The sequence below is a fragment of the Achromobacter sp. 1011811831 genome (assembly GCF_059760905.1).
The window spans coordinates 1-20614 of sequence record NZ_JCBANG010000103.1 but is presented as its reverse complement, the minus strand read 5'-3'; the positions used below and the strand labels follow the sequence as shown (position 1 = coordinate 20614).

General features: G+C 69.9%; 21 protein-coding genes. 11 read left to right on the top strand and 10 right to left on the bottom strand.

Annotated features, from left to right (window positions below):
* Positions 1–301: 301 nt before the first annotated feature.
* Genes AC6LJ9_RS26675 through AC6LJ9_RS26665 form a run of 3 tightly spaced genes read right to left on the bottom strand, consistent with a single transcriptional unit; the run spans position 302 to position 2897 of the window.
* Positions 302–880, bottom strand: coding sequence for an amino acid synthesis family protein (locus AC6LJ9_RS26675; protein ID WP_498149880.1), 579 nt, complete (start codon positions 878–880; stop codon positions 302–304).
* 59 nt (positions 881–939) lie between these two features.
* A complete protein-coding gene (locus AC6LJ9_RS26670) occupies positions 940–1920 on the bottom strand; it encodes a Bug family tripartite tricarboxylate transporter substrate binding protein (protein ID WP_498149879.1) in 981 nt (326 codons plus the stop codon).
* A 47-nt stretch (positions 1921–1967) separates the two neighbouring features.
* The gene (locus AC6LJ9_RS26665) at positions 1968–2897 is read right to left on the bottom strand and encodes an NAD(P)-dependent oxidoreductase (protein ID WP_498149878.1); all 930 of its coding nucleotides are present in this window, start codon (positions 2895–2897) and stop codon (positions 1968–1970) included.
* 135 nt (positions 2898–3032) lie between these two features.
* Here AC6LJ9_RS26665 and AC6LJ9_RS26660 point away from each other — a divergent pair, with 135 nt between their 5' ends.
* Both AC6LJ9_RS26660 and AC6LJ9_RS26655 read left to right on the top strand, forming a co-directional pair.
* Positions 3033–3944, top strand: coding sequence for a LysR substrate-binding domain-containing protein (locus AC6LJ9_RS26660; RefSeq protein WP_498149877.1), 912 nt, complete (start codon positions 3033–3035; stop codon positions 3942–3944).
* Between the two features lie 110 nt (positions 3945–4054).
* Entirely contained in the window at positions 4055–4711 is a 657-nt protein-coding gene (locus AC6LJ9_RS26655) for a TetR/AcrR family transcriptional regulator (protein ID WP_212315366.1), read from the top strand.
* Here AC6LJ9_RS26655 and AC6LJ9_RS26650 read toward each other — a convergent pair.
* A complete protein-coding gene (locus AC6LJ9_RS26650) occupies positions 4644–5528 on the bottom strand; it encodes a helix-turn-helix transcriptional regulator (RefSeq protein ID WP_498149876.1) in 885 nt (294 codons plus the stop codon). The genes AC6LJ9_RS26655 and AC6LJ9_RS26650 overlap by 68 nt on opposite strands.
* 261 nt (positions 5529–5789) lie before the next feature.
* On the opposite strand from AC6LJ9_RS26650, the gene AC6LJ9_RS26645 reads away from it, so the two are divergent.
* From AC6LJ9_RS26645 to AC6LJ9_RS26630, 4 genes are read left to right on the top strand one after another with little or no spacing between them, the layout of a single operon-like run.
* Positions 5790–6578, top strand: a complete 789-nt coding sequence (locus tag AC6LJ9_RS26645) for an ABC transporter substrate-binding protein (protein ID WP_498149875.1) — start codon at positions 5790–5792, stop codon at positions 6576–6578.
* Positions 6575–7249 carry an amino acid ABC transporter permease gene (locus tag AC6LJ9_RS26640; RefSeq protein WP_392411585.1) on the top strand — a complete coding sequence of 225 codons (675 nt, stop codon included), beginning with the start codon at positions 6575–6577 and terminating at the stop codon, positions 7247–7249. Before AC6LJ9_RS26645 ends, AC6LJ9_RS26640 begins: the two co-directional genes overlap by 4 nt.
* A 5-nt stretch (positions 7250–7254) precedes the next feature.
* A complete protein-coding gene (locus AC6LJ9_RS26635; RefSeq protein ID WP_498149881.1) occupies positions 7255–8058 on the top strand; it encodes an amino acid ABC transporter ATP-binding protein in 804 nt (267 codons plus the stop codon).
* Positions 8059–8080: 22 nt separating this feature from the next.
* A complete protein-coding gene (locus AC6LJ9_RS26630) occupies positions 8081–9319 on the top strand; it encodes a pyridoxal phosphate-dependent aminotransferase (protein WP_498149874.1) in 1239 nt (412 codons plus the stop codon).
* 91 nt (positions 9320–9410) lie between these two features.
* Here the strand turns inward: AC6LJ9_RS26630 and AC6LJ9_RS26625 are convergent, their stop codons facing one another.
* The 6 genes from AC6LJ9_RS26625 to AC6LJ9_RS26600 form a co-directional block, all read right to left on the bottom strand.
* Positions 9411–9938 carry a nucleoside 2-deoxyribosyltransferase gene (locus tag AC6LJ9_RS26625; RefSeq protein WP_498149873.1) on the bottom strand — a complete coding sequence of 176 codons (528 nt, stop codon included), beginning with the start codon at positions 9936–9938 and terminating at the stop codon, positions 9411–9413.
* Positions 9935–10519 carry a flavin reductase family protein gene (locus tag AC6LJ9_RS26620; protein ID WP_498149872.1) on the bottom strand — a complete coding sequence of 195 codons (585 nt, stop codon included), beginning with the start codon at positions 10517–10519 and terminating at the stop codon, positions 9935–9937. Before AC6LJ9_RS26620 ends, AC6LJ9_RS26625 begins: the two co-directional genes overlap by 4 nt.
* A 44-nt stretch (positions 10520–10563) precedes the next feature.
* Entirely contained in the window at positions 10564–11019 is a 456-nt protein-coding gene (locus AC6LJ9_RS26615; protein ID WP_498149871.1) for a nuclear transport factor 2 family protein, read from the bottom strand.
* 171 nt (positions 11020–11190) lie between these two features.
* Positions 11191–11802, bottom strand: a complete 612-nt coding sequence (locus tag AC6LJ9_RS26610) for an NAD(P)-dependent oxidoreductase (RefSeq protein WP_498149870.1) — start codon at positions 11800–11802, stop codon at positions 11191–11193.
* Positions 11803–12055: 253 nt separating this feature from the next.
* Positions 12056–12982, bottom strand: coding sequence for a 2-dehydropantoate 2-reductase (panE, locus tag AC6LJ9_RS26605; protein ID WP_498149869.1), 927 nt, complete (start codon positions 12980–12982; stop codon positions 12056–12058).
* Between the two features lie 118 nt (positions 12983–13100).
* Positions 13101–14012, bottom strand: a complete 912-nt coding sequence (locus tag AC6LJ9_RS26600; RefSeq protein ID WP_498149868.1) for a DedA family protein/thiosulfate sulfurtransferase GlpE — start codon at positions 14010–14012, stop codon at positions 13101–13103.
* A 528-nt stretch (positions 14013–14540) separates the two neighbouring features.
* Here AC6LJ9_RS26600 and AC6LJ9_RS26595 point away from each other — a divergent pair.
* From AC6LJ9_RS26595 to AC6LJ9_RS26575, 5 genes are all read left to right on the top strand, one after another.
* Positions 14541–15557 (top strand): BMP family protein, encoded by a 1017-nt coding sequence (locus AC6LJ9_RS26595; RefSeq protein ID WP_498149867.1) that lies wholly within the window; start codon positions 14541–14543, stop codon positions 15555–15557.
* On the top strand, positions 15554–17080 hold the full coding sequence (locus tag AC6LJ9_RS26590) for an ABC transporter ATP-binding protein (RefSeq protein WP_498149866.1): 1527 nt from the start codon (positions 15554–15556) through the stop codon (positions 17078–17080). The genes AC6LJ9_RS26595 and AC6LJ9_RS26590 overlap by 4 nt, the downstream gene beginning before the upstream one ends.
* Before the next feature lie 53 nt (positions 17081–17133).
* Positions 17134–18207, top strand: coding sequence for an ABC transporter permease (locus AC6LJ9_RS26585; protein WP_212315392.1), 1074 nt, complete (start codon positions 17134–17136; stop codon positions 18205–18207).
* A gap of 3 nt (positions 18208–18210) precedes the next feature.
* Positions 18211–19161 (top strand): ABC transporter permease, encoded by a 951-nt coding sequence (locus AC6LJ9_RS26580; RefSeq protein WP_212315394.1) that lies wholly within the window; start codon positions 18211–18213, stop codon positions 19159–19161.
* Positions 19162–19321: 160 nt separating this feature from the next.
* The gene (locus AC6LJ9_RS26575; RefSeq protein WP_498149865.1) at positions 19322–20602 is read left to right on the top strand and encodes an amidohydrolase family protein; all 1281 of its coding nucleotides are present in this window, start codon (positions 19322–19324) and stop codon (positions 20600–20602) included.
* Positions 20603–20614: the final 12 nt, after the last annotated feature.

The following is a 20614-nucleotide window of genomic DNA, read 5'->3' as shown; positions in this document are numbered from 1 at the left end:
AAATACATGTACGGATGAGGACATGGAATACTAACAGAAAGAGGGTCGATGTGAATGATAGAGTATCGGAGATGTCACAATTTATTTTTTTTTTTTTAAAAGCAGAAGACGGCATACGATATCCCTTGTTGCGTCTCGTGGGCGCGGAGATGTGAATAAGAGACACCCCCCGACCAGCACCAAACCCGCCGGTGTCGATGCCGCAGCCGGCACCGACCAGGACCGCTGCCGGCACTGACCAAGGCCAATGCCGGCGCCGCGACCCGCCGCGCCGGCATCCTTCCCCCCAGGCGATGCGCGTTCAGCGCTGCCCGTCGTGCGCCGACACCGCTTCCCGGGTCAGCCCGCCCAGCCGTGAATGCACGCGGCCGCCCGTGCCCATGACCAGCGCGAACAGGATCTCGCCCGGCCTGGGCGCATCCTGGATGCCGATCTCGATGCTGTTGAAGTGGCTGCGCACATAGGAAGCATGGATGTAGTGCACCGGCACCATCATGCGGTAGCCGGCCACGGCCACCGCCTTGACGGCCGGCACCATCGCCTTCGGCTCGCCCAGCACGCTGCGCATGGCCCAGCCGCCGGCCTCGTGCCAGACCGCGCCATGCTCCATCTCGCCGTCCAGCCCGACGATGGCGGCCTTGCTGTAGACCTCGATGTTGTCCTTGCCCAGCGTGTCGACCAGCTCGGTCGCCAGCAGCGTGCCCAGCCCGCGCAGCTCGGCCATGAAGGGCATCAGGTCCGGCTCGTAGCGGCCGGCATAGGGATTGCGGATCACGGCGCAGGACGCGGCCAGCTTCAGCGGCACGGCCGGCGGCGGACCGTACTCATGGAACGTGGTTTCGACGATGAGGCAACGCTTGCGGATATCGATCAGGGACATGCGATGGGCTCCGGGAACAGGATGGAATGCGGGGATGGCACGCGGCGACGGCGCGTCCTTCATTGCGGCTCGATGCCGGTTTCCTTGACGATGGCGGCCCACTTGTCGATCTCGGCGCGCACGAAGGCGCCGAATTGCGCGGGCGTCTGGATCTTGACGGAAAGGCCCTGCGCCGCGTAGGCGTCCTTCAGCTCGGCCTTGCCCAGCGCCTTTTCCAGCGCGGCCGCCAGGCGCCGGGACACCGGCTCGGGCAGGTCCTTCGGACCCATCAGGCCGAACCACACGGTCAGGTTGAAGCCGGGCGCGCCGCTCTCGTTCAACGTGGGAATGTCGGGCGCCAGCGGGAACCGTTCCGGCGTGCTGACGCCATAGGTCTTGACCTTGCCGGCGCGCGCCTGCTGCAGGCCGTTGGCCAGGTCGGTGAAGGTCAGGTCCACCGTGCCGCCGATCACGTCGGTCAGCGCCTGCGGACCACCGCGATAGGGCACGGCCGTAACGTCGATGCCGCCCATCCGCGCCCACTTGGCGCCGAACACCTGCGCGCTGCCCGAGCCGTAGGCATAGGTCAGCTTGCCCGGATGCCGCGCGCCGTAGGCGTACAGCTCGGCCACGCTGGCGCCCGGCAGGCGCAGCGAGCCAACCAGCAGATAGGGCGTCTCGGCCACGGCGCCGATGGGCGTCAGGTCGACGGCCGGATCGTAGGGCAGGTTCTTGAACAGGCTGACGCCGCTGGCGGCCGTGGACACGCCGACCACCACCACGGTGTAGCCGTCCGGCTTGCTGCGGGCCACGTCGTGCGTGCCGATGATGCCGTTGGCGCCGGGCTTGTTCTCGACCACCACCGGCTGCCCCAGGTCGTCGGCCATGGCCTTGCCCAGGCTGCGCGCCACTACGTCGGTGATGCTGCCCGGCGGAAAGGGCACGACCATGCGAATGGGACGGTCGGGGTAGGCGGCCCGCGCCGGGTGCATGACAGCCAGGGCGAGCAGGGCCGCGCCCAGGCCGGCCGCCAGCCGCCGCGCGGCGATGATGGGTTTCATGGCTGTCTCCTGTTGATGTGTTCTTGTCGCCACGACGGGCAGCGCCGCTACGCCAGATGCGCCGCCAGATCGGATGCGTTCAGCCGCTCCAGGTATTGGTGGATCCGCGTGTTGTCCACGCCCGGCTCCATCTCCGCCAGCGCGCGCTGCCACAGCCCGGCGCACAGCGACAGCTGCTCGGCGCGCACGCCAGCATGCGCCTGCAGCGCGTCGGCGGTGCGCAGGTCCTTGGCCATCAGCGCCAGCGCGAAGCCGCCGGCGTAGCTGCCCGGCACGATGAACTGGCGCAGCTTGGTTTCGGTGGCGACGTTGCGGCCGCTGGAGGCATTGAGCACGTCGGTGAACACATCCAGGTCCAGGTCCATGCGGCGCGCGATCAGCAGCGCCTCGCTGGCCGCCAGCAGGCCGGCGGCGTAGACATAGTTGTTCAGCGCCTTCATGGCATGGGCCGAACCGACCGCGCCTGTGGGAATCAGCGTGGCGCCCATGCGCGACAGCAGCGGACGCGCGCGCTCCAGGTCGGCGACGTCGCCGCCCGCCATGATGGCCAGCGTGCCGGCGGCGGCCTTGGCCACGGCGCCGGAAACGGGCGCGTCGACCAGCGCCAGTCCGGCCGCGCGCAGCAGCGGCGCCAGCCGCAGCGTCTGCGCGGGATCGGACGAGCCCATGTCCAGCAACAGGGCGCCGGGGCGCAGCAGCGTCATCAGCCCGGGACGGCCCGGCGTGCCTTCGATCACGGCATTGGTCACGGCGCTGTCGGGCAGCATGGTGATGACGACGTCGCAGCCGGCCAGCTCGTCCAGGCTCCCGGCCCCGCGCAGCGTGCGTCCCCAGGCGGGATGCGCGTGCAGCCGCGCCAGGCGGGCCGGGTCGCGGTCATGGGCCAGGATCCGGTCATCCGCATCGGCCCGCGCCAGGTTCTCCAGCATCGGCAAGCCCATCATTCCCAGTCCGACGAATCCGATTTCCATGCCCATGCCTTCCGCTTATCGATGATGCCTTTTCCCGAACGAAAGGCGCATGGGGATGCTACCGGCTGTGGATTTGCACGGCCTATGCTAAGTTGGCCGGGGGATATAACAAACGATTATCGAAACGGGACGGAAAGCGCCATGCGCTTCAAGCTCAGGCAAATGGAGGTGTTTCGCGCGGTCATGCTGACCGGCTCGATGAACGGCGCGGCCAAGCTGCTGTTCGTGTCGCAGCCCGCCGTCAGCCGGCTGATCGCCCATGCCGAGCAAAGCCTGGGCCTGCAGCTGTTCGCGCGCGACAAGGGCAAGCTCACGCCCACGCCCGAAGCGCAGCGCCTGTTCGAGGAGGTCGGGCCGCTGTTCGAGGAAGCGCTGCGCATCGACGAGCTGGCGCGCGACCTGGCCGCCCGGCCCGAGGGCGCGCTGACGCTGTGCGCCAGCCCAAGCCTGGCGCTGAACTTCCTGCCGCCGGCCATCGCCCGCTACCTGGAGCTGCACCCCGGCGTGCGGCTCAAGTTCCATACCACGCTGCTGGCCGACATGGCGCACGAGCTGCTGGGCCGCAAGGCCGAGCTGGCGATCTCGGTGCTGCCGGTGGACCATCCCAACCTGGTGGTCGAACCGCTGGCCACGGGCGAGATGGTCTGCATCCTGCCGGAAGGCCATCCGCTGGCCGCGCAGCCGCGCGTGAGCCTGGCGCAGCTGGCGGCCTGCCCGCTGGTGCTCTACAGCCGCAACATCCCCTTCGGCCAGCTGGTGGCGGCGGCCTTCCAGCGCGCCGGCGTGAGCTGGAGCGCGGCGGTCGACATCATGCGCGCCGAGGTCGCCTGCGCGCTGGTGCGGGCGGGCGCCGGCGTGGCCATCGTCGACCAGTTCTCGGTGGGCGGCCAGGGCTGGCCCGGCGTGGTGGCGCGACCGCTGCGCGAATCGATCCCGCTGTCGCTGAGCCTGGCGCGCTCGCGCTTCGAGCGGCCCAGCCGGCAGGTGCAGCGCTTCGTGCGCCTGATCAAGGAACACGTGCGCGGCCTGCCGGACCTGAAAACACCGGGATAGCGCGATGCCCGCCTGGGCGATGGCATAATTCCGGGACTCGCGCGCCCCGCGGGCACAGAAAAATTTAATGAGCCACAGCTCGCATTAGATACACGCATCACCCGGCCTTCATGACATCCATCCCGCAGCCCCGAAAAGCGCCGCGCCAGCAGCGCTCGCAACAGACCGTCGACGCCATCCTGCAAGCCACCGCCCGCGTGCTGGCCGAACATGGCTACGCAGGCACCAACACCAACCTGATCGCCGAAACCGCGGGCGTGAGCGTGGGTTCGCTGTACCAGTACTTCCCGAACAAGAACGCGCTGATCGCCGCCCTGCACGACCGCCACGACCGGCAGATGCTGGACCTGATCGACCAGACGCTGGAGGCCAATCCCGCCGCCACGCTGCGCGACCGGGTCGCCGCCATCGTCGGCGCCATGCTGGGCGCGCACCTGCTGGAACCGGCGCTGCACCGCGTGCTGGAGCGCGAGTTCCCGCTCTTTGACCAGCCGCGCGAGCACAGCCTCGCCGACCAGGACATCCACCGCCGCATGCGGCACCTGCTGGAGTTCCACCGCGACGAGATCGCGCAGCCGGACCGCGACCTGGCCACCTATGTGGTGCTGCGCATCATGGAATCGCTGGTGCACGCGGCCGCGCTGGAACCGCCGGCCGGCTTCTCGCCGGCGCAATTGGAACAGGCCGTGGCGGACGCCATCATGGGCTATCTGAGCGTGCCGGCGCCGGCCGCCCGCAAGCGGGCCGCGCCGCGCAAGGCGGGCTGAGACAGGCCGCTGCCGCCAGCGTATCCAGGAAGCGCGACGCCAGTTCCGGCGCGCTCGACACGTCCAGCTTCGCATAGGCATTCTTGCGATGCGTCTTGACGGTCTCGCTGCCGATCTTGAGCTTCTGCGCGATCTCCTTGGAGCAATAGCCCCTGAGGATCAGGCCGACGATCTCGGCCTCGCGCGGCGACAGCCTTTCCCGCAAGCCGCGCATGCCGGCCAGGCGCAGGCCGTCCCGCGACGCGCATTCGCGCTGCGCCAGCCATGGGGCCAGATGCCGCCTGAACAGCGACTGGACCAGCGGGAACACGCCATCCAGCCGCGCCGCCTCGTCGCGGGTGAACCGCGCGCCGCCATGACGATACAGGCCCACCTGCAAGGTGCGCGCGCCGGCCAGGCGCACGCTCAGGTCCAGTTCCTTCAGCGTGGCGGGAAAGTCCCGGGTCAGATAGCCGATCTCTTCGTCGCGGCTCAGCCGGATGCTGTCGCAGTCGCGCTCGGGCCGGCGCAGGAAGGCCGGGCGGCACAGCTCTGACAGGAAATGGACGCCGCTTTCGATGCCCCGCAGGTGATGCTGGAAGAACGGGTGATAGCGGAACGTGCCGCCCGAGTAGCGATGCAGTGACCGTTCCGGCGCGCCGGACGGGAAATTACTGTGCAGGCAGGCGGGCGCGGCTTCCCCGTCGTAGAAGAACACCGCATACAGGTCGAACGGCACCAGCGTTTCCAGGCGCTCCAGCAGCAAGGCCGGGAAGTCCTGCCGGTCCAGGGCGTCGACGAGCTGGCTCATGTGATCGATGGTCATCACGGCGGACATGCGGGGCCTCCGGCGCGGGATGGATTCGCGGATTCCCGAGCATGCCAAATCGCGGCAGGGGCGGCAATGCCATGGGTGACGCAAAAGGATCCATTCAGGGATCCGGCCCTGTTCATTCGTCCGATTCTTCATGCGGGCGCGACGCCGCGCCGCTTGCACGGCCCGCGCGCGCCATCCCCCCAAGAGGGGATTACCGCTCCCATGCCCGCTTGCTAAGGTCGCTGTCACCACAACGACAAGCGCGCTTCCCAAGGAGACGGTATGAACAGCATCTGGACCACGCCCGCCGTGGCGGCCTGCCTTTCCCTGGCCGCCACCGCCAGCCTCGCGGCCGACCTTCGCGTCGCGGTCAACCAGGGCAATCCGCCCTTCGAATTCGAAGACCGCAACGGCAAGCTGACCGGTTTCGAGGTCGAGGTGATCCAGGCCGTGGCCCAGCGCCTGAACAAATCGGTCGAATTCTCGTCGATGCCGTTCAACATGCTGTTCGCGGCCGTGCAATCCGGCCGCGCCGACGTTGCCCTGGGCGCCATCACCATCACCGCCAAGCGGCTCGAGAACGTCGCCTTCACCCAGCCCATCATCGATTCCAACCAGTGCGTGGCCGCGCTGTCGGACAGCCCCGTCAAGCGCGTGGAACAGCTCAAGGGGAGGGACGTCGGCGTCATCACCGGCACGGTGGGCGAGATCTGGGCCGCCCGGTCCCAGCAGGAACACGCCTACAAGGAAATCCGGCGCTACGACGGCAATATCGAACCGATGATGGACCTGGCCTCGCAGCGCACCGCCGCGAGCATCAACGACTGCCCGATCATGGCCTGGTACATCCGCGACAAGCCGCAGTTCTCCATCATCCACGAAGTGGCGACCGGCGACAGGAACGCACTGATGCTGCCCAAGGCCAGCCCGCTGCTGGACGCGATCAACCAGGAAATCGGCCGCATGAAGACCGACGGCTCGCTGCCCGGCCTGTACCGCAAATGGTTCAACGCCGAGGCCGGCCCGGATTCCAGCACGGTGAAGATCGAAGCCATTCCGGCCGTGCAATGAACCTGGCCGACACCTTCTTCAATGCCGGCGTGCTGGCCGATTCCATCGGCTCGCTGCTGGCCGGCTTCCGGCTGACGGCGCTGCTGGGCGCCACCAGCCTGGTCCTGGCGACCGCGCTCGGGCTGCTGCTGGTCGTGCTGCGTCTGTATGCGGTCAAGCCGCTGCGCTGGGCCGCCATCGCGCTGATCGACGTGCTGCGGGCGATTCCCCTGCTGGTGCTGCTGGTGATCGTCTACTACGCGCTGCCCTTCGTCGGCCTGCGGCTGCCGCCGTTCTGGGCCGCGACGGCCGCGCTGTCACTGGTGGCGTCCGCCTACATCGCCGAGACCTTCCGCGCCGGCATCGAGGCCGTTCCCGCCGGCCAGGTCGAGGCCGCCCGCGCGCTGGGCCTGTCCTGGCCCCGGATGATGACCGACATCGTGCTGCCGCAGGCGATCCGCTTCACCATTCCGCCCGGGACCGGCATCGCGATCAGCCTGATCAAGGACACCGCGCTGGCCTCGGTGGTGGCCATGCCGGACCTGCTCAAGCAGGCCACGCAGGCGCAGGCCTACTACGCCAATCCCACGCCGCTGATCGGCGCGGCCATGCTGTACCTGCTGCTGTTGCTGCCGCTGGTGCGCGTGGTCAGCGCCATCGAGAACCGCGCCAGCCGCCGAGGAGCCCGATAGTGCACATCCCACCCCGCCCCGCGCCGCAGGACGCCGACGCAGCGGCGGCCTCGAACCCGCCCCCGCTGCTGCGCCTGCGGCGGCTGGAAAAACACTACGGCGCGTTCACCGCGCTGGACGGCATCGACCTGGACGTGGCCCGGGGCCAGGTCGTCGCCCTCATCGGCCCGTCCGGGTCCGGCAAGTCGACGCTGGTGCGCTGCGTGAACCTGTTGGAAACCTATGACGGCGGCAGCGTCGAGGTCGACGGCATCACGGTGCGCGACGACCGGCACCTGGCGCGCGTGCGCGCCGAGGTCGGCATGGTGTTCCAGCAGTTCAACCTGTTCCCGCACATGAGCGCGCTCAGGAACGTGGCGCTGGCGCCGGTGCGCGTGCGCGGCCTGTCCTGGCCCCAGGCCACGGCGCGGGCCGAGGCCCTGCTGGAACGCGTGGGCCTGCGGGCCCACCAGCACAAGCGGCCGGGCCAGCTGTCGGGCGGACAGCAGCAGCGCGTCGCCATCGCGCGGGCGCTGGCCATGCAGCCCGAGCTGCTGCTGTTCGACGAGCCCACGTCGGCGCTGGACCCGGAAATGGTGCAGGAAGTGCTGGACGTGATCCAGGACATCGCCAGAACCGGCGCCACGCTGCTGATCGTGACCCATGAAATGTCCTTCGCGCGCAAGGTGGCAGATCGTGTCGTGTTCATGGAGCAGGGCCGCATCGTGGAAATCGCGCCGCCCGAGACGTTTTTCACGAACCCCGCCACGGACCGCGCCCGGGCTTTCATCCATACCGCCACGCGCGGACGCGGCGACATGTCCGCCTGAGCCTTCCACACGAGCCCTGCCCATGCCCCACGATCCACGCCCGGTCCAGGACCTGGCCCCAAGCCCAAGCCCGCGCCCAAGCCAGTCTCCGCAGCCCCTGCCGCGCGCCACGGTGCAGGCGCTGACGGCATCGCCGATCCGGCAGCTGGCGAACGCGGCGATGCACCGCGCAGACGTGCTGCCCTTCTGGTTCGGCGAATCCGACACCCCGACCGTGGGCGTCATCCGCGAAGCCGCCAGCCAGTCGCTGGCGCGGGGCGAAACCCGCTACGGCGAGAACCTGGGCCGGCCCTATCTGCGCCACGCCCTGTCCCGCTACCTGAGCGCGCTGCACGGCGTGGATATCGGCATGGAACGCATCGCAGTCAGCGGGTCAGGGGTGTCGGGCATCATGCTGGCCGCGCAGCTGCTGCTCGAACCGGGCGACCGCGTCGTCGCCATCACTCCGCTCTGGCCCAACCTGACCGAGATTCCTCGCATCCTCGGCGCCCGCATCCAGCGCTACCCGCTGTCGGTGACGAACGGCCGATGGACGCTGGACGTGCCCGGGCTGCTGCAGGCGCTCAGGCCCGGCACCCGCCTGCTGCTGCTCAACTCGCCCAACAACCCCACGGGCTGGACCGTCGCGGCCGACGACATCGCGCCCATCCTGCGGCATTGCCGCCAACATGGCATCTGGATTCTCTGCGACGACGTCTACGAACGCCTGCTCTACGACCCCGGGCAGGCCTCGGCGCCGTCCTTCCTCAGGCACTGCGCGCCCGATGACCGCGTCATCTCGGTCAACAGTTTCTCCAAGGCCTGGTCCATGACCGGATGGCGCGTCGGCTGGATGGTCGTGCCCGCATCGCTGACGGACGATCTGGCCAAGCTGATCGAATACAACAGTTCCTGCGTCTTCGATCCCGTGCAGCGGGCGGCGACGGCGGCCCTGGAACACGGCGAGGCCGCGGTGGCGGCGCTGCGCGCGCAGCTGGCGCGAACCCGCGCGCTGCTGACCGACGCGCTGCGCGGCTTGCCCGGCATCGAGGCGCCCGATGCCGGCGGCGCCATGTATGTGTTCTTCCGGATGGCGGGCGCGACCGACTCCGCGCTGCTCGCGCGGCAACTGGTGGAACGGACCGGCCTGGGCCTGGCCCCCGGCGCGGCCTTTGGCCCGGAAGCGTCGGCATGGCTGCGCTGGTGCCATGCCACCAGCCCTGAACGCCTGGAAGAAGGATTGAACCGGCTGCGCCGCTTCCTGACGCAATGCCTGACATAGCGAGGCGGCCTCGCACGATCCGGCCAGACCGGACCCACACAAACGCAAACGCCAACGCCAACGCCAACGCAAATGCGGACGCGCGGACCGTTCAGCCTTCGGGCTGTCCCGCGCGCTCGGCCGCCATCCGCGCCAGGCAGTCGGCGGCATCGCCGATCACGACGCGAGCGCTGCAGGCCAGCATCAGGTTGAGATTCAGGCCGAAGTCCTCGACCGTGTATCCCTGCGCATCGATGGCGCGGGCGGGCATGTCCGCCGTGCCGACCGCCACCTGCGCGATCAGCGAATCCGCCTGCGCGGTGTACGCCCATACCGGCTTGCCGCAGGCGATGGCGTAGCCCACCTCGAAGGCGGTGCCCGAATCGGGCTCGGCGCCACGGAACGGATTCAGGTTGGCCATGACCAGGTCCGCGCGCTGGATCATGGCCACGTTGGCGCGATAGATCCACTGCGCCAGCGCCGCGCCGGCCAGGCCGGACGGCGTCTGGTTGTCCAGCGGGAACAGGCCGTCAAAACCGTGCCGGGCGGCCAGCGCCTTGAGCCGCTCGCCATGCGCCGCCGCGTCCGGCAGGAACACGTCGAAACCGGCCAGGTAGACGCCGGGCCGCGCGCCGCTCATGACGGCTCCGGTTCAGACACGGAAAAGCCCTCGCCGGTGGCGAAGAACGAGCCGCCGGCCAGGTAATGGATCGAGCGGCGGCCGTCGGAAGGAAAGTGCCATCGATTGCCCGAGAACACATCGGGCGCGGCCCAGGCGGCCACGACCTCGCCGATGAACAGGTCGTAGGCCTGCTGGTTGTGCGGCTCGGGCAGCACCTTGCATTCCAGCCAGCCCAGGCAGCCCGCGACCAGCGGCGCGCCGATCTTGCTGGCGGGGAAGGTGGACAGGCCGCTGGCCTGGAACTTGTCCTCGTCGCGGCCGGAGTCGGTGCCGACCTTCAGCGTGGCCCGCGCCTGCTCGCGTGACGGGATGCACAGCGCGAATTCGCCGGAAGCGTCGATCAGCGTGCGCGTATGGGTGTTCTTGTCCACCACCACCAGCATGCGGGCGGGGTTGAAGTCCAGCGGCATGGCCCAGGCCGCCGCCATGACGTTGCGCCGGTCGCCGTGGGCGCTGGTGACCAGCACCGTGGGGCCGTGGTTCAGCAGCAGGTAGGAACGGGACAGCTCGACGGGCTGGATATCGGGCGCAGGGGACACGCTGGACTCGCTTGGAACGCCGGCAGCTCGGGACGCGCCTGCGCCTAGAACATGCCGTTCTTGTTGGCGGGGTTTTCGGGAATGTCCTGGCTCACGTCCCAGTGCTCGACGATCTTGCCGTTCTCGAGGCGGAAGATATCCACCACGGCCTGGCCGCGGTCTTCGGGCGTGTCCTTCCACAGGTTGTGGATCATGACCAGCTCGCCCTCGGCGATCACGCGCTTGATCTCGACGACGGCCTGCGGATGCTGCTCGAAATACGCCGGGAAGTAATCCTGCGTGGGCCCGACGCCGTCGGGCATGTAGGGATTGTGCTGCACGTACTTGTCGCCCACGTACAGGCGCACCGCCTCGTCGACGTCGCGGTCCAGGAACATCATGCGGAAAAAGGCCACCGCGATCTCCTTGTTGGACTGCGGCGCGGCGGACGCGGGCGGCAGCGCCAGGCCGCCAGCAACCAGCAGCGTACAGAAAGCCAAGGATTTCAAGGAGATACGCATACGAAACGACTCAAGTCAGGACACCGGCTGGCGGTTCGCCAGTTTACAAATAAAAGACGGCGTCCCGGCCCATTTCCCGCCAGCGCCCGGGGAAATCGGGCGTCAAAACGACAATGGCCCGCCACTGGGCGGGCCGGCTCCGTTCCGGGCAGGCAGCCCGGACGGAATGGATCAGTATCCGACGGTGTAACGGCGGCGCGTATGCCGGGGCGTCTCGATCTCGTCGGCCAGCGCGATGGCGTAGTCTTCCATCGAGATCCAGCTCTTGCCCTCGTCGTCGGCCAGCAGCACGTCGTCGCCCAGGCGGAACTTGCCGGTGCGCTCGCCCGGCTCGAACAGCGCGGACGGTGACAGGAAGGTCCAGTTCAGCACCTTCTCCTGGCGCAACGCGTCCAGGAACACCACGCCGGCGCGGGCCTCGGGCTTGTAGGCGTCGGGGAACTCGGGGGTGTCGATCAGCATCTTGCCAGGCGCCACCTGCAGGCTGCCCGCGCCGCCAACCACCAGCAGGCGCGGCACGCCGGCGTCCTTGACCGCTGCGATCAGCGGCTTGGCGTCGGATGAGACGAAGCGCGAGGCGCTGACCACGGCGTCGTGGCCGGCCAGCAGCGCGGTCAGGCCCTGCGGATCGGTGGCGTCGCCCTGCTTGACGGTCAGGCCGGGCTGGGGATTGACGTCGCCCAGGTTGCGGGCGATGCCGGTCACCTGGTGGCCGCGCTTGAGCAATTCGTCGGCAACGCGCGAACCCACGCGGCCGGTAATGCCGATCAATGCGATTTTCATGGTCTTGCTCCTGTCAGTAGGAACCGGGCGCGCTTGCCTTGCGGACTGTCCGTAAGCCCCGCCGCGGTTCAGGCAACACCATGCTATTCGGTCGAATCAATGGGAAAAACCCACCGGAACGGACGAGTTCTTTGCAATCCGCGCACCAATGCCGGCGAATGCGCCGCCGACCCGCGCCGCGAACCGCGCGCGGCGCATGGCCACAGTGTGCGCCGGGCGGCGGCGCTTGAACAGCGGCGCCGCCGTGGCCGCGTCAGCCCGCCGCGCGTTGCGCCTGATAGACCTGCAGATGCGCGTAGGCCACGCGCAGATAGGTCGCGTCCACGCCCAGCGTGGCGGCGCGGCGCACCATGTCGCCGACGATGTGGTCGGCCTCGACCGGCAGGCCCTGGCTCAGGTCGCGGAACATGGACGCTGTCATGGGCTGGCTGGTGTCGGTCAGGATCTTCAGCACCGAGGCGTCGGCCTCGGGCCGCACCGCATGCCCGGACGCGGCCGCCACGGCCTGCGATTCGCGCAGCAAGGCACGCAGGATGTCGGCGCCGTCGTCGGTGGCGGCGATCCGGCCCACCGGCCCGCGCATCAGGCAGGTGCCGGCCGCCAGCGTGGTCAGGAATACGTATTTTTCCCACACGTCCTGGTGGATGTTGTCGCTCAGGCGGCTGCTGAATTCGCCGCCGGCCAGCGCCTGCGCCAAGGCCTCGCAGCGCGCGCTGCGGGCCGGGCCGGCGCGCTCGCCGAACACGATGCTGGCGAACTTGCCCAGATGCACGACCTCGCCGTCCGGCCCCAGGGTGGCGTTGATCTGGCACAGCCCGCCCAACACGCGCCGCGCCTCGAACTCGCGGTCCAGCACCTCGTATTGCAGCACGCCGTTCATGATGGGCAGCACCGCCGTGTCCGGCCCCACGGCGGGGCGGATGACCTCGATGGCGCTGGCCAGGTCATAGGCCTTGCAGCTCAGCACCACCACGTCGTAGGCGCCGTCCAGCGTCTGGCTGGTGGCGAGCTTGGGATGCACCACGGCGTCTCCCAGCGGGCTGCGGATGCGCAACCCTTCGGCGCGCAAGCGCGCCGCGCGCGGCTCGCGCACCAGGAAGGTCACGTCCGCGCCGGCCTGGGCCGCGCGTCCGCCAAAGTAGCCGCCGGTGCCGCCGGCGCCCAAGAACAACAAGCGCATGTCTGTCTCCTGTCTGGCAGCCCGCAAGTCTTGCGGGCGAACGCGGACATTATGCGCGCGGCCGCGGCCGGACCGAAGCCACGGGCCACAGCCACGGACCGAAATCACGGGCCGGCGTTCAGGGCTGCGCGTGGCGCGCCCAGGCCTCGTAGCCGCCGCGCAGCGCCCAGGTGCGGCGATAGCCGGCGGCGCGCAGCCGCCGGGCCAGCATCGCGGCCGAGACCTCGTTGGGGCAGGCGCAATAGACCACGATGTCGGCGTCCTGCGCGTCCGCCTCCAGCGGCGGCAGCGGCGCGCGCAGGTCCACCGCGATGGCGCCGGGAATGCGTTGGGCATCGCGCTGGGCCTCGGGCCGCACGTCGAACACCAGCGCCTGGCGGCCGTCCTGGCGCCAGCGCATCAGCTCGTCGACCGACAGCCTCGGGATGACGCGCAGCTTGCGCACCAGCACCCAGCGGCGCAGCGCGCGCACGACGATGTACAGCGCCAGCAGCGCGGCCAGCAGGCCCAGGCCCATGGCGCCATAGTTCGCCAACAGGTCCAGCACGTCGTTGACCACGCCATGGAACAGGCCGCCCAGCAGCAGGGCCGAGCCGGCCCAGATCATCGCGCCGACCAGGTCGTACAGCAGGAAGCGGCGCAAGCCGGTGCCGGTCAGGCCGGCCATGACGGTGGACAGCGCGCCCGCGCCCGGCAGGAACTTGCACACCAGCAGCGCGCGCACGCCGACGCGCAGGTACAGCCGCTGCGTCTGGCGGATGCAGGAATCCTGCGACAGCGACAGCTTGCAGACCACGCCCAGCAGGCGCGCGCCATAGCGCCGGCCCGCCAGGTACCAGAGGCTGTCGGCCAGCAGGCAGGCCAGCGTGGCCGCGATCCACGGCGCCAGCCAGCCGGCCGTGCCGGCCAGCGCGCCGGCGGCGATCAGCATGGGATAGGCGGGCACGGGCAGGCCGGCCTGTTCGATCAGGACGTTTCCGAACACCAGCCAGGCGCCGTACTGCTCCAGCAGCAACTGTATGTCTTGCATCGTGTCTTCCGACGGGCCGCGCGGCGCGCGGCCGGGTTCAGGGACTGGCCGCCCCGCGAGGGGCCGGCCCGGTCCGGCACAGCGGGGCGGCGCCAAACGCGCGCGCCCGCGCCGGAATTTTAGGCGGCCCGGGCGGCCTTGCCAGCCCGGGCCGGTGGAACACTGCATTGCGCGGCGCGCCAGGATTTGAGCGCGCCGCCGTCCACCACCTGCAAAGCCGCACCAAGGTAGTGCCGACAATCCCCGCCGGCGTGCCTATAATCCTGCCCGGCCATCAGGTTTCCCCGACTTGCCGCGGGAACGCCGCATGGCATACAAATTGCTTCGCCATGGCAGGCCGCGAACCCGACCGTTCGGATGGGCGCGCCTGCCTGCGCCCCATCCGATGACCGATCCCAAGACCACGCATCCGCCCGCTCGCCCCGGCTCGTCCGCCGGCGGCCGCAGCCATCGGGCGGCGAGGGGCCGCGTGCGCGGCGATCGCGTCCTTTCCCCATTCCCGTCCATCCCCGCGAAGGAGCCCCACGCATGAACTCCCTATTCCCCTCGTCCGCCCGCCGCGGCCTGCTCAAGCTGGCCGCCGCCGCCGGCGCGCTGATGCTGGCCGGCACGGTCCAGGCCCAGGCGCCCGCCAAGGTCAAGGTCGCCGCCATCTACACGGTGCCGGTCGAGCAGCAGTGGGTCTCGCGCATCCACAAGGCGCTGACCGCCGCCCGCGACCGCGGCGAGATCGACTACGCGTTCTCCGAGAACGTCACCAACGCCGACTACGAGCGCGTCATGCGCCAGTACGCCGAGCAGGGCAACAAGCTGGTGGTGGGCGAGGCCTTCGCGGTCGAGGCCGCGGCGCGCAAGGTGGCCAAGGACTATCCGCAGACCGCCTTCCTGATGGGCTCCTCGGGCAAGCCGCAGCAGCCCAACTTCGCGGTGTTCGACAACTACATCCAGGAACCGGCCTACCTGACCGGCATGATCGCGGCCGGCATGAGCCAGACCGGCAAGATCGGCCTGGTGGGCGGCTACCCCATCCCTGAAGTGAACCGCCTGATGCAGGCCTTCATCGAGGGCGCGCGCGAGATCAATCCCAAGGCCGAGTTCACCGTCACCTTCATCGGCTCCTGGTTCGATCCCCCGAAGGCCAAGGAAGCGGCCTTCGCCATGATCGACAAGGGCACCGACGTGCTCTACGCCGAACGCTTCGGCGTGTCGGACGCCGCCAAGGAACGCGGCAAGCTGGCCATCGGCAACGTGATCGACACCCAGCCCCAGTACCCCGAGACCGTGGTGGCCTCGGCCCTGTGGAGCATGGAGCCGACCATCGACGAGGCGCTCAAGCAGGTCAAGGCCGGCGCCTTCAAGGCCGACGACTACGGCCAGTACTCGCTGATGAAGCACAAGGGCTCGTCGCTGGCGCCGCTGGGCACCTTCGCCGGCAAGATCCCGGCCGACCTGATCGCCAAGGTGCAAGCCAAACAAAAGGCCATCCTGGACGGCAGCTTCAGCGTCAAGGTCAACGACAAAGAACCCAAGTCCTCCGCGCGATGAGCCCGGCGCCGCTCGCCCTGCGACTGACGGGGATCACCAAGCGCTTCGGCAGCCTGACGGCCAACGACGACATCTCGCTCACGCTCGGACAGGGCGAGGTGCTGGCCCTGCTGGGCGAGAACGGCGCCGGCAAGTCCACGCTGGTGTCGATCCTGTTCGGCCACTACGTGGCCGACGCCGGCGCCATCGAGGTCTTCGGCCAGCCGCTGCCGCCGGGCCGGCCCGACGCGGCGCTGGCCGCGGGGGTCGGCATGGTGCACCAGCACTTCACGCTGGCCGACAACCTGACCGTGCTGGACAACATCATGGTGGGCACGGAATCGTTGTGGAAGCTGGCTTCCGGGCGACGCCAGGCCCGCCGCAAACTGGTCGAGCTGGGCCAGCGCTTCGGCCTGGGCGTGGATCCCGACGCGCGCGTCGGCACGCTGTCGGTGGGCGAGAAGCAGCGCGTTGAAATCCTGAAGGCGCTGTACCGCGGCGCGCGCGTCCTGATCCTGGACGAGCCCACCGCCGTGCTGACGCCGCAGGAAGTCGACGGCCTGTTCGCCACGCTGCGCGGCTTCGTGGACGAAGGCCTGGCCGTCATCTTCATTTCGCACAAGCTGGACGAAGTCATGGCGGTGTCGCGGCGCGTGGCCGTGCTGCGCCAGGGCAGGCTGGTGGCCGAGCGCGAAACCGCCGCCACCACGCCGGCCGAGCTGGCCGAGCTGATGGTGGGCCGCAAGGTCGCCATGCCGCACGCCGAGGCCGTGGCCGCCGCCGAGCAGGCGGCGCCAGTGATCGCGCTGTCGCAGGTGACGGTGCGCGACCGCGACGGCGCCACGCGCCTGGACAGCCTGGACCTGACCGTGCACCGGCACGAGATCGTGGCCATCGCCGGCGTGGCCGGCAACGGCCAGCAGGCGCTGGTGTCGGTGCTGACCGGCCTGCGCCAGCCCAGCGACGGCGCCATCCGGCTGGGACCGGAGCGCGCCCCCGCGCCCCGCACGCCCGCCGGCTGGACCGCCGCGCGCGTCGGCCGCATCCCGGAAGACCGTCACGGCGAAGGCATGATCGGCGACAGCCCGCTCTGGGAAAACGCCATCGTAGAAGACCTGAACGACCCGCGCTTCGCGCGCTGGGGCATGATCCGCGCGCGCGCCGGCCGCGCCTACGCGCAGGCGCTGGCCAGGCAGTTCGACGTGCGCGCCGCCTCGCTGGACGTGCGCACCCGCAGCCTGTCCGGCGGCAATATGCAGAAGCTGATCCTGGGCCGCACGCTGGCCCGCGAGCCGGACTTCATCGTGGCCGACCAGCCCACCTGGGGCCTGGACATCGGCGCCGTGGCCTATGTGCGCGAACAGCTGCTGGCGGCCCGCCGGCGCGGCGCCGGCGTGCTGCTGGTGTCCGAGGACCTGGAAGAGATCTTCGCGCTGGCCGACCGCATCGCCGTGCTGTGCGGCGGCAAGCTGGTCGACGTCAAGCCGGTCGCGCAATGGACGCTGGCCAGCGTGGGCCTGGCCATGACGGGAACGCGCGCCTAGGGCCGGTCACGCCCCGGCCCGCGCTTCCCACCCATCACCGAGCAAACATACGCATGAAACTACTCCTGGAACGCCGCCCCGAGCCCAGCCGCCTTGCGCTGGCGCTGGCTCCCGTCGCGGCCATCCTCTTCACCCTGGCGGTCTGCGCGCTGCTGGTGGCCTGGGCCGGCGCGCCCGTCGGGCGCACCTACGCGCTGCTGTTCGAGGGCGCCTTCGGCTCGCGCTTCGCGCTGTCCGAGACCCTGACCCGCGCCACGCCGCTGATGCTGACCGGCCTGGCCTGCGCGGTGGCCTTCCGCGCGCGCTTCTACAACATCGGCGCCGAGGGCCAGCTGTACCTGGGCGCGCTGGCGGCCGTGGCCGTGGGCGGCCTGCACGACGGCACCGGCTTCGACCTGCCCGTGCCCATGTTGTTCGCCGGCATGATGCTGGCCGCCGCGCTGGCCGGCGCGCTGCTGCTGCTGATCCCCGCGCTGCTCAAGACGCGGTTGGGCGTGGACGAGGTGGTGACCACGCTGCTGGGCAACTTCATCGTGCTGCTGTTTGTCTCCATGATGCTGGACGGTCCCATGAAGGATCCGATGGCCATGGGCTGGCCTCAGTCGGTGGCGCTGAACGGCGACCTGGAACTGGGCAAGCTGATCGAGCGCACCCGCGCCCACACCGGCCTCTTGTGGGCGGCCGGCCTGGCGCTGGGCCTGTGGCTGTTGAACCGCTACACGGTGTTCGGCTTCCAGATGCGCGCGGTCGGCGCCAACGCGCACGCCTCGCGCTTCCTGGGACTGCCGGTCAGCCGCGTGATGCTGGGCACCGCCATGCTGTCGGGCGCGCTGGCCGGGCTGGCCGGCGCCATCGAGGTGGCGGGCCGCACCGGCTATGTCACGCTGGACATGTCGCCGGGCTACGGCTACACGGGCGTGGTGGTCGCCATGCTGGCCGGCCTGCATCCGCTGGGCGTGATCCTGGCCAGCGTGTTCGTCGCCGGCATGCTGGTGGGCGCCGACAGCATGAGCCGCGCCATCGCCGTGCCCAACTACATCGCCGACGTCATCGTCGCCACCTCGCTGCTGGCCATGCTGGTGGCGACGCTGTTCGCGCAATACCGCCTGCGCCGCAACCGGGGCTGAATCATGGAATGGATGGATCTGCTGAGTTCTTCGGCGTTCTGGGTCGCGGTGCTGCGCCTGGCCACGCCGCTCATCCTGGGCACGCTGGGCGTGCTGCTGTGCGAGCGCGCCGGCGTGCTGAACCTGGGCATCGAGGGCATCATGGCCGCCGGCGCCTTCACCGGCTGGCTGGTGGTCTACCTGGGCGCGCCGCTGTATGTCGGCGTGCTGGCGGCGGCGCTGGCCGGCGCCGTGTTCGGCCTGCTGCATGCCGTGCTGACCGTGCCCCTGGGCCTGTCGCAGCACGTGTCGGGGCTGGGCGTGACGCTGCTGGCCACCAGCCTGAGCTACTTCGCCTACCGCGTCACCTTCCCCAGCGTGAACACGCCGCCCACGATCACGCCCTTCGCCGAGATGAAGTTCCTGGCCGGCATACCCGTGATCGGCCCGGTGCTGGCCGGCCAGACGCCCATGACCCTGCTGGCGCTGGCGGCGGTGCCGCTGCTGGCCTGGGTGCTGAACCGCACGCCGGTGGGCCTGGCCGTGCGCATGGTGGGCGAGAATCCCGCCGCCGCCGAGGGCCAGGGCCTGTCCGTCACCCGCCTGCGCATCGGCGCCATCGTCGCCGGCTCGGCGCTGATGGGCGTGGCCGGCAGCTTCCTGACGCTGGCCGCCTTCAACGCCTTCTTCTTCAACATGGTCAACGGCCGTGGCTGGATCTGCGTGGCGCTGGTGGTGTTCGCCTCGTGGCGTCCCGGCAAGGCGCTGCTGGGCGCGCTGATCTTCGCCTTCTTCGACGCGCTGCAGCTGCGCCTGCAGCAGGGCGGGGCGGCGCTGCCGGGCCTACCCGAGCTGCCATATCAGGTATACCTGATGCTGCCGTACCTGCTTTCCATCCTGGCCCTGGTGGTGATGGCGCGCCGCGCCGCCTACCCGCAGGCCTTGATGAAACCCTACCGCAAGGGCGAACGCTAAAAGGCGAGGCCCCTCGAAGCGCTGCGTGCTTCCCCCCAGGGGGCGTCGCGACGGACCGGCAGAGCCGGCTCCGTGCGACCCCGATGGAGCGACGCTTCGTTCATGCGACGACGGTAAACGCAGCGCCATGTACCACTGACATCTTCCGCGAGGAACCACCATGCTCGACCTGATCATCAAACGCTGCACGCTGCCCGACGGCCGCCAGGACATCGACATCGGCATCGCCCAGGGCCGCGTCGCGGCGCTGGAGCCGGCGCTCAAGGCCGAGGCCGCGCGCACCATCGACGCGGCCGGCCAGCTGGTGTCGCCGCCTTTCGTGGACGCGCACTTCCACATGGACTCGACGCTGTCCTTCGGGCTGCCGCGCGTGAACCAGTCGGGCACGCTGCTCGAAGGCATCGCGCTGTGGGGCGAACTCAAGCCGCTGCTGACTCAAGAGGCGCTGGTCGAGCGCGCGCTGGCCTATTGCGACTGGGCCGTGGCGCGCGGCCTGCTGGCGATCCGTTCGCATGTGGACGTGTGCGATCCGCGCCTGCTGGCGGTGGAGGCGCTGCTGCACGTGCGCGAGCGGGTCAAGCCCTACCTGGACCTGCAGCTGGTCGCCTTCCCGCAGGACGGCGTGCTGCGCGCCCCCGGCGCGCTGGACAACCTGAAGCGCGCGCTGGACATGGGCGTGGACGTGGTCGGCGGCATTCCGCATTTCGAGCGCACTATGCAGGACGGCGCGGAATCGGTGCGTTTGCTGTGCGAGCTGGCCGCCGAGCGCGGCCTGCGCGTGGACATGCACTGCGATGAAAGCGACGATCCGCTGTCGCGCCACATCGAGACCCTGGCCTACCATGCGCAGCGCCTGGGCCTGCAGGGCCGCGTCACGGGCTCGCACCTGACATCCATGCACTCGATGGACAACTACTACGTGTCCAAGCTGATTCCGCTGATGCGCGAGGCCGGCGTGTCGGCCATCGCCAACCCGCTCATCAACATCACGCTGCAGGGCCGCCACGACAGCTATCCCAAGCGCCGCGGCATGACGCGCGTGCCCGAGCTGCTGGCCGCCGGCGTGCCGGTGGCCTTCGGCCACGACTGCGTGATGGATCCCTGGTACAGCCTGGGCTCGGGCGACATGCTGGAGGTCGCGCACATGGGCCTGCACGTGGCGCAGATGACGGGCCAGGACGCCATGCGCGCCTGTTTCGAGGCCGTGACCACGACCCCGGCCCGCATCCTGGGCCTGGACGACACCGGCCTGGCGGTGGGCAAGCGCGCCGACCTGGTGCTGCTGCAGGCGCGCGACGCGGTCGAGGCGCTGCGCCTGCGCGCCACGCGCCTGATGGTGCTGCGCGCCGGGGAAGTCATCGCCGAAACCCCGCCGGCCACCGCCACGCTGAACCTGCCGGGCCGCCCCGCGCAGGTCAGCTTCCAGACCCCGGCCCGCTGAGCGCAACGGCGC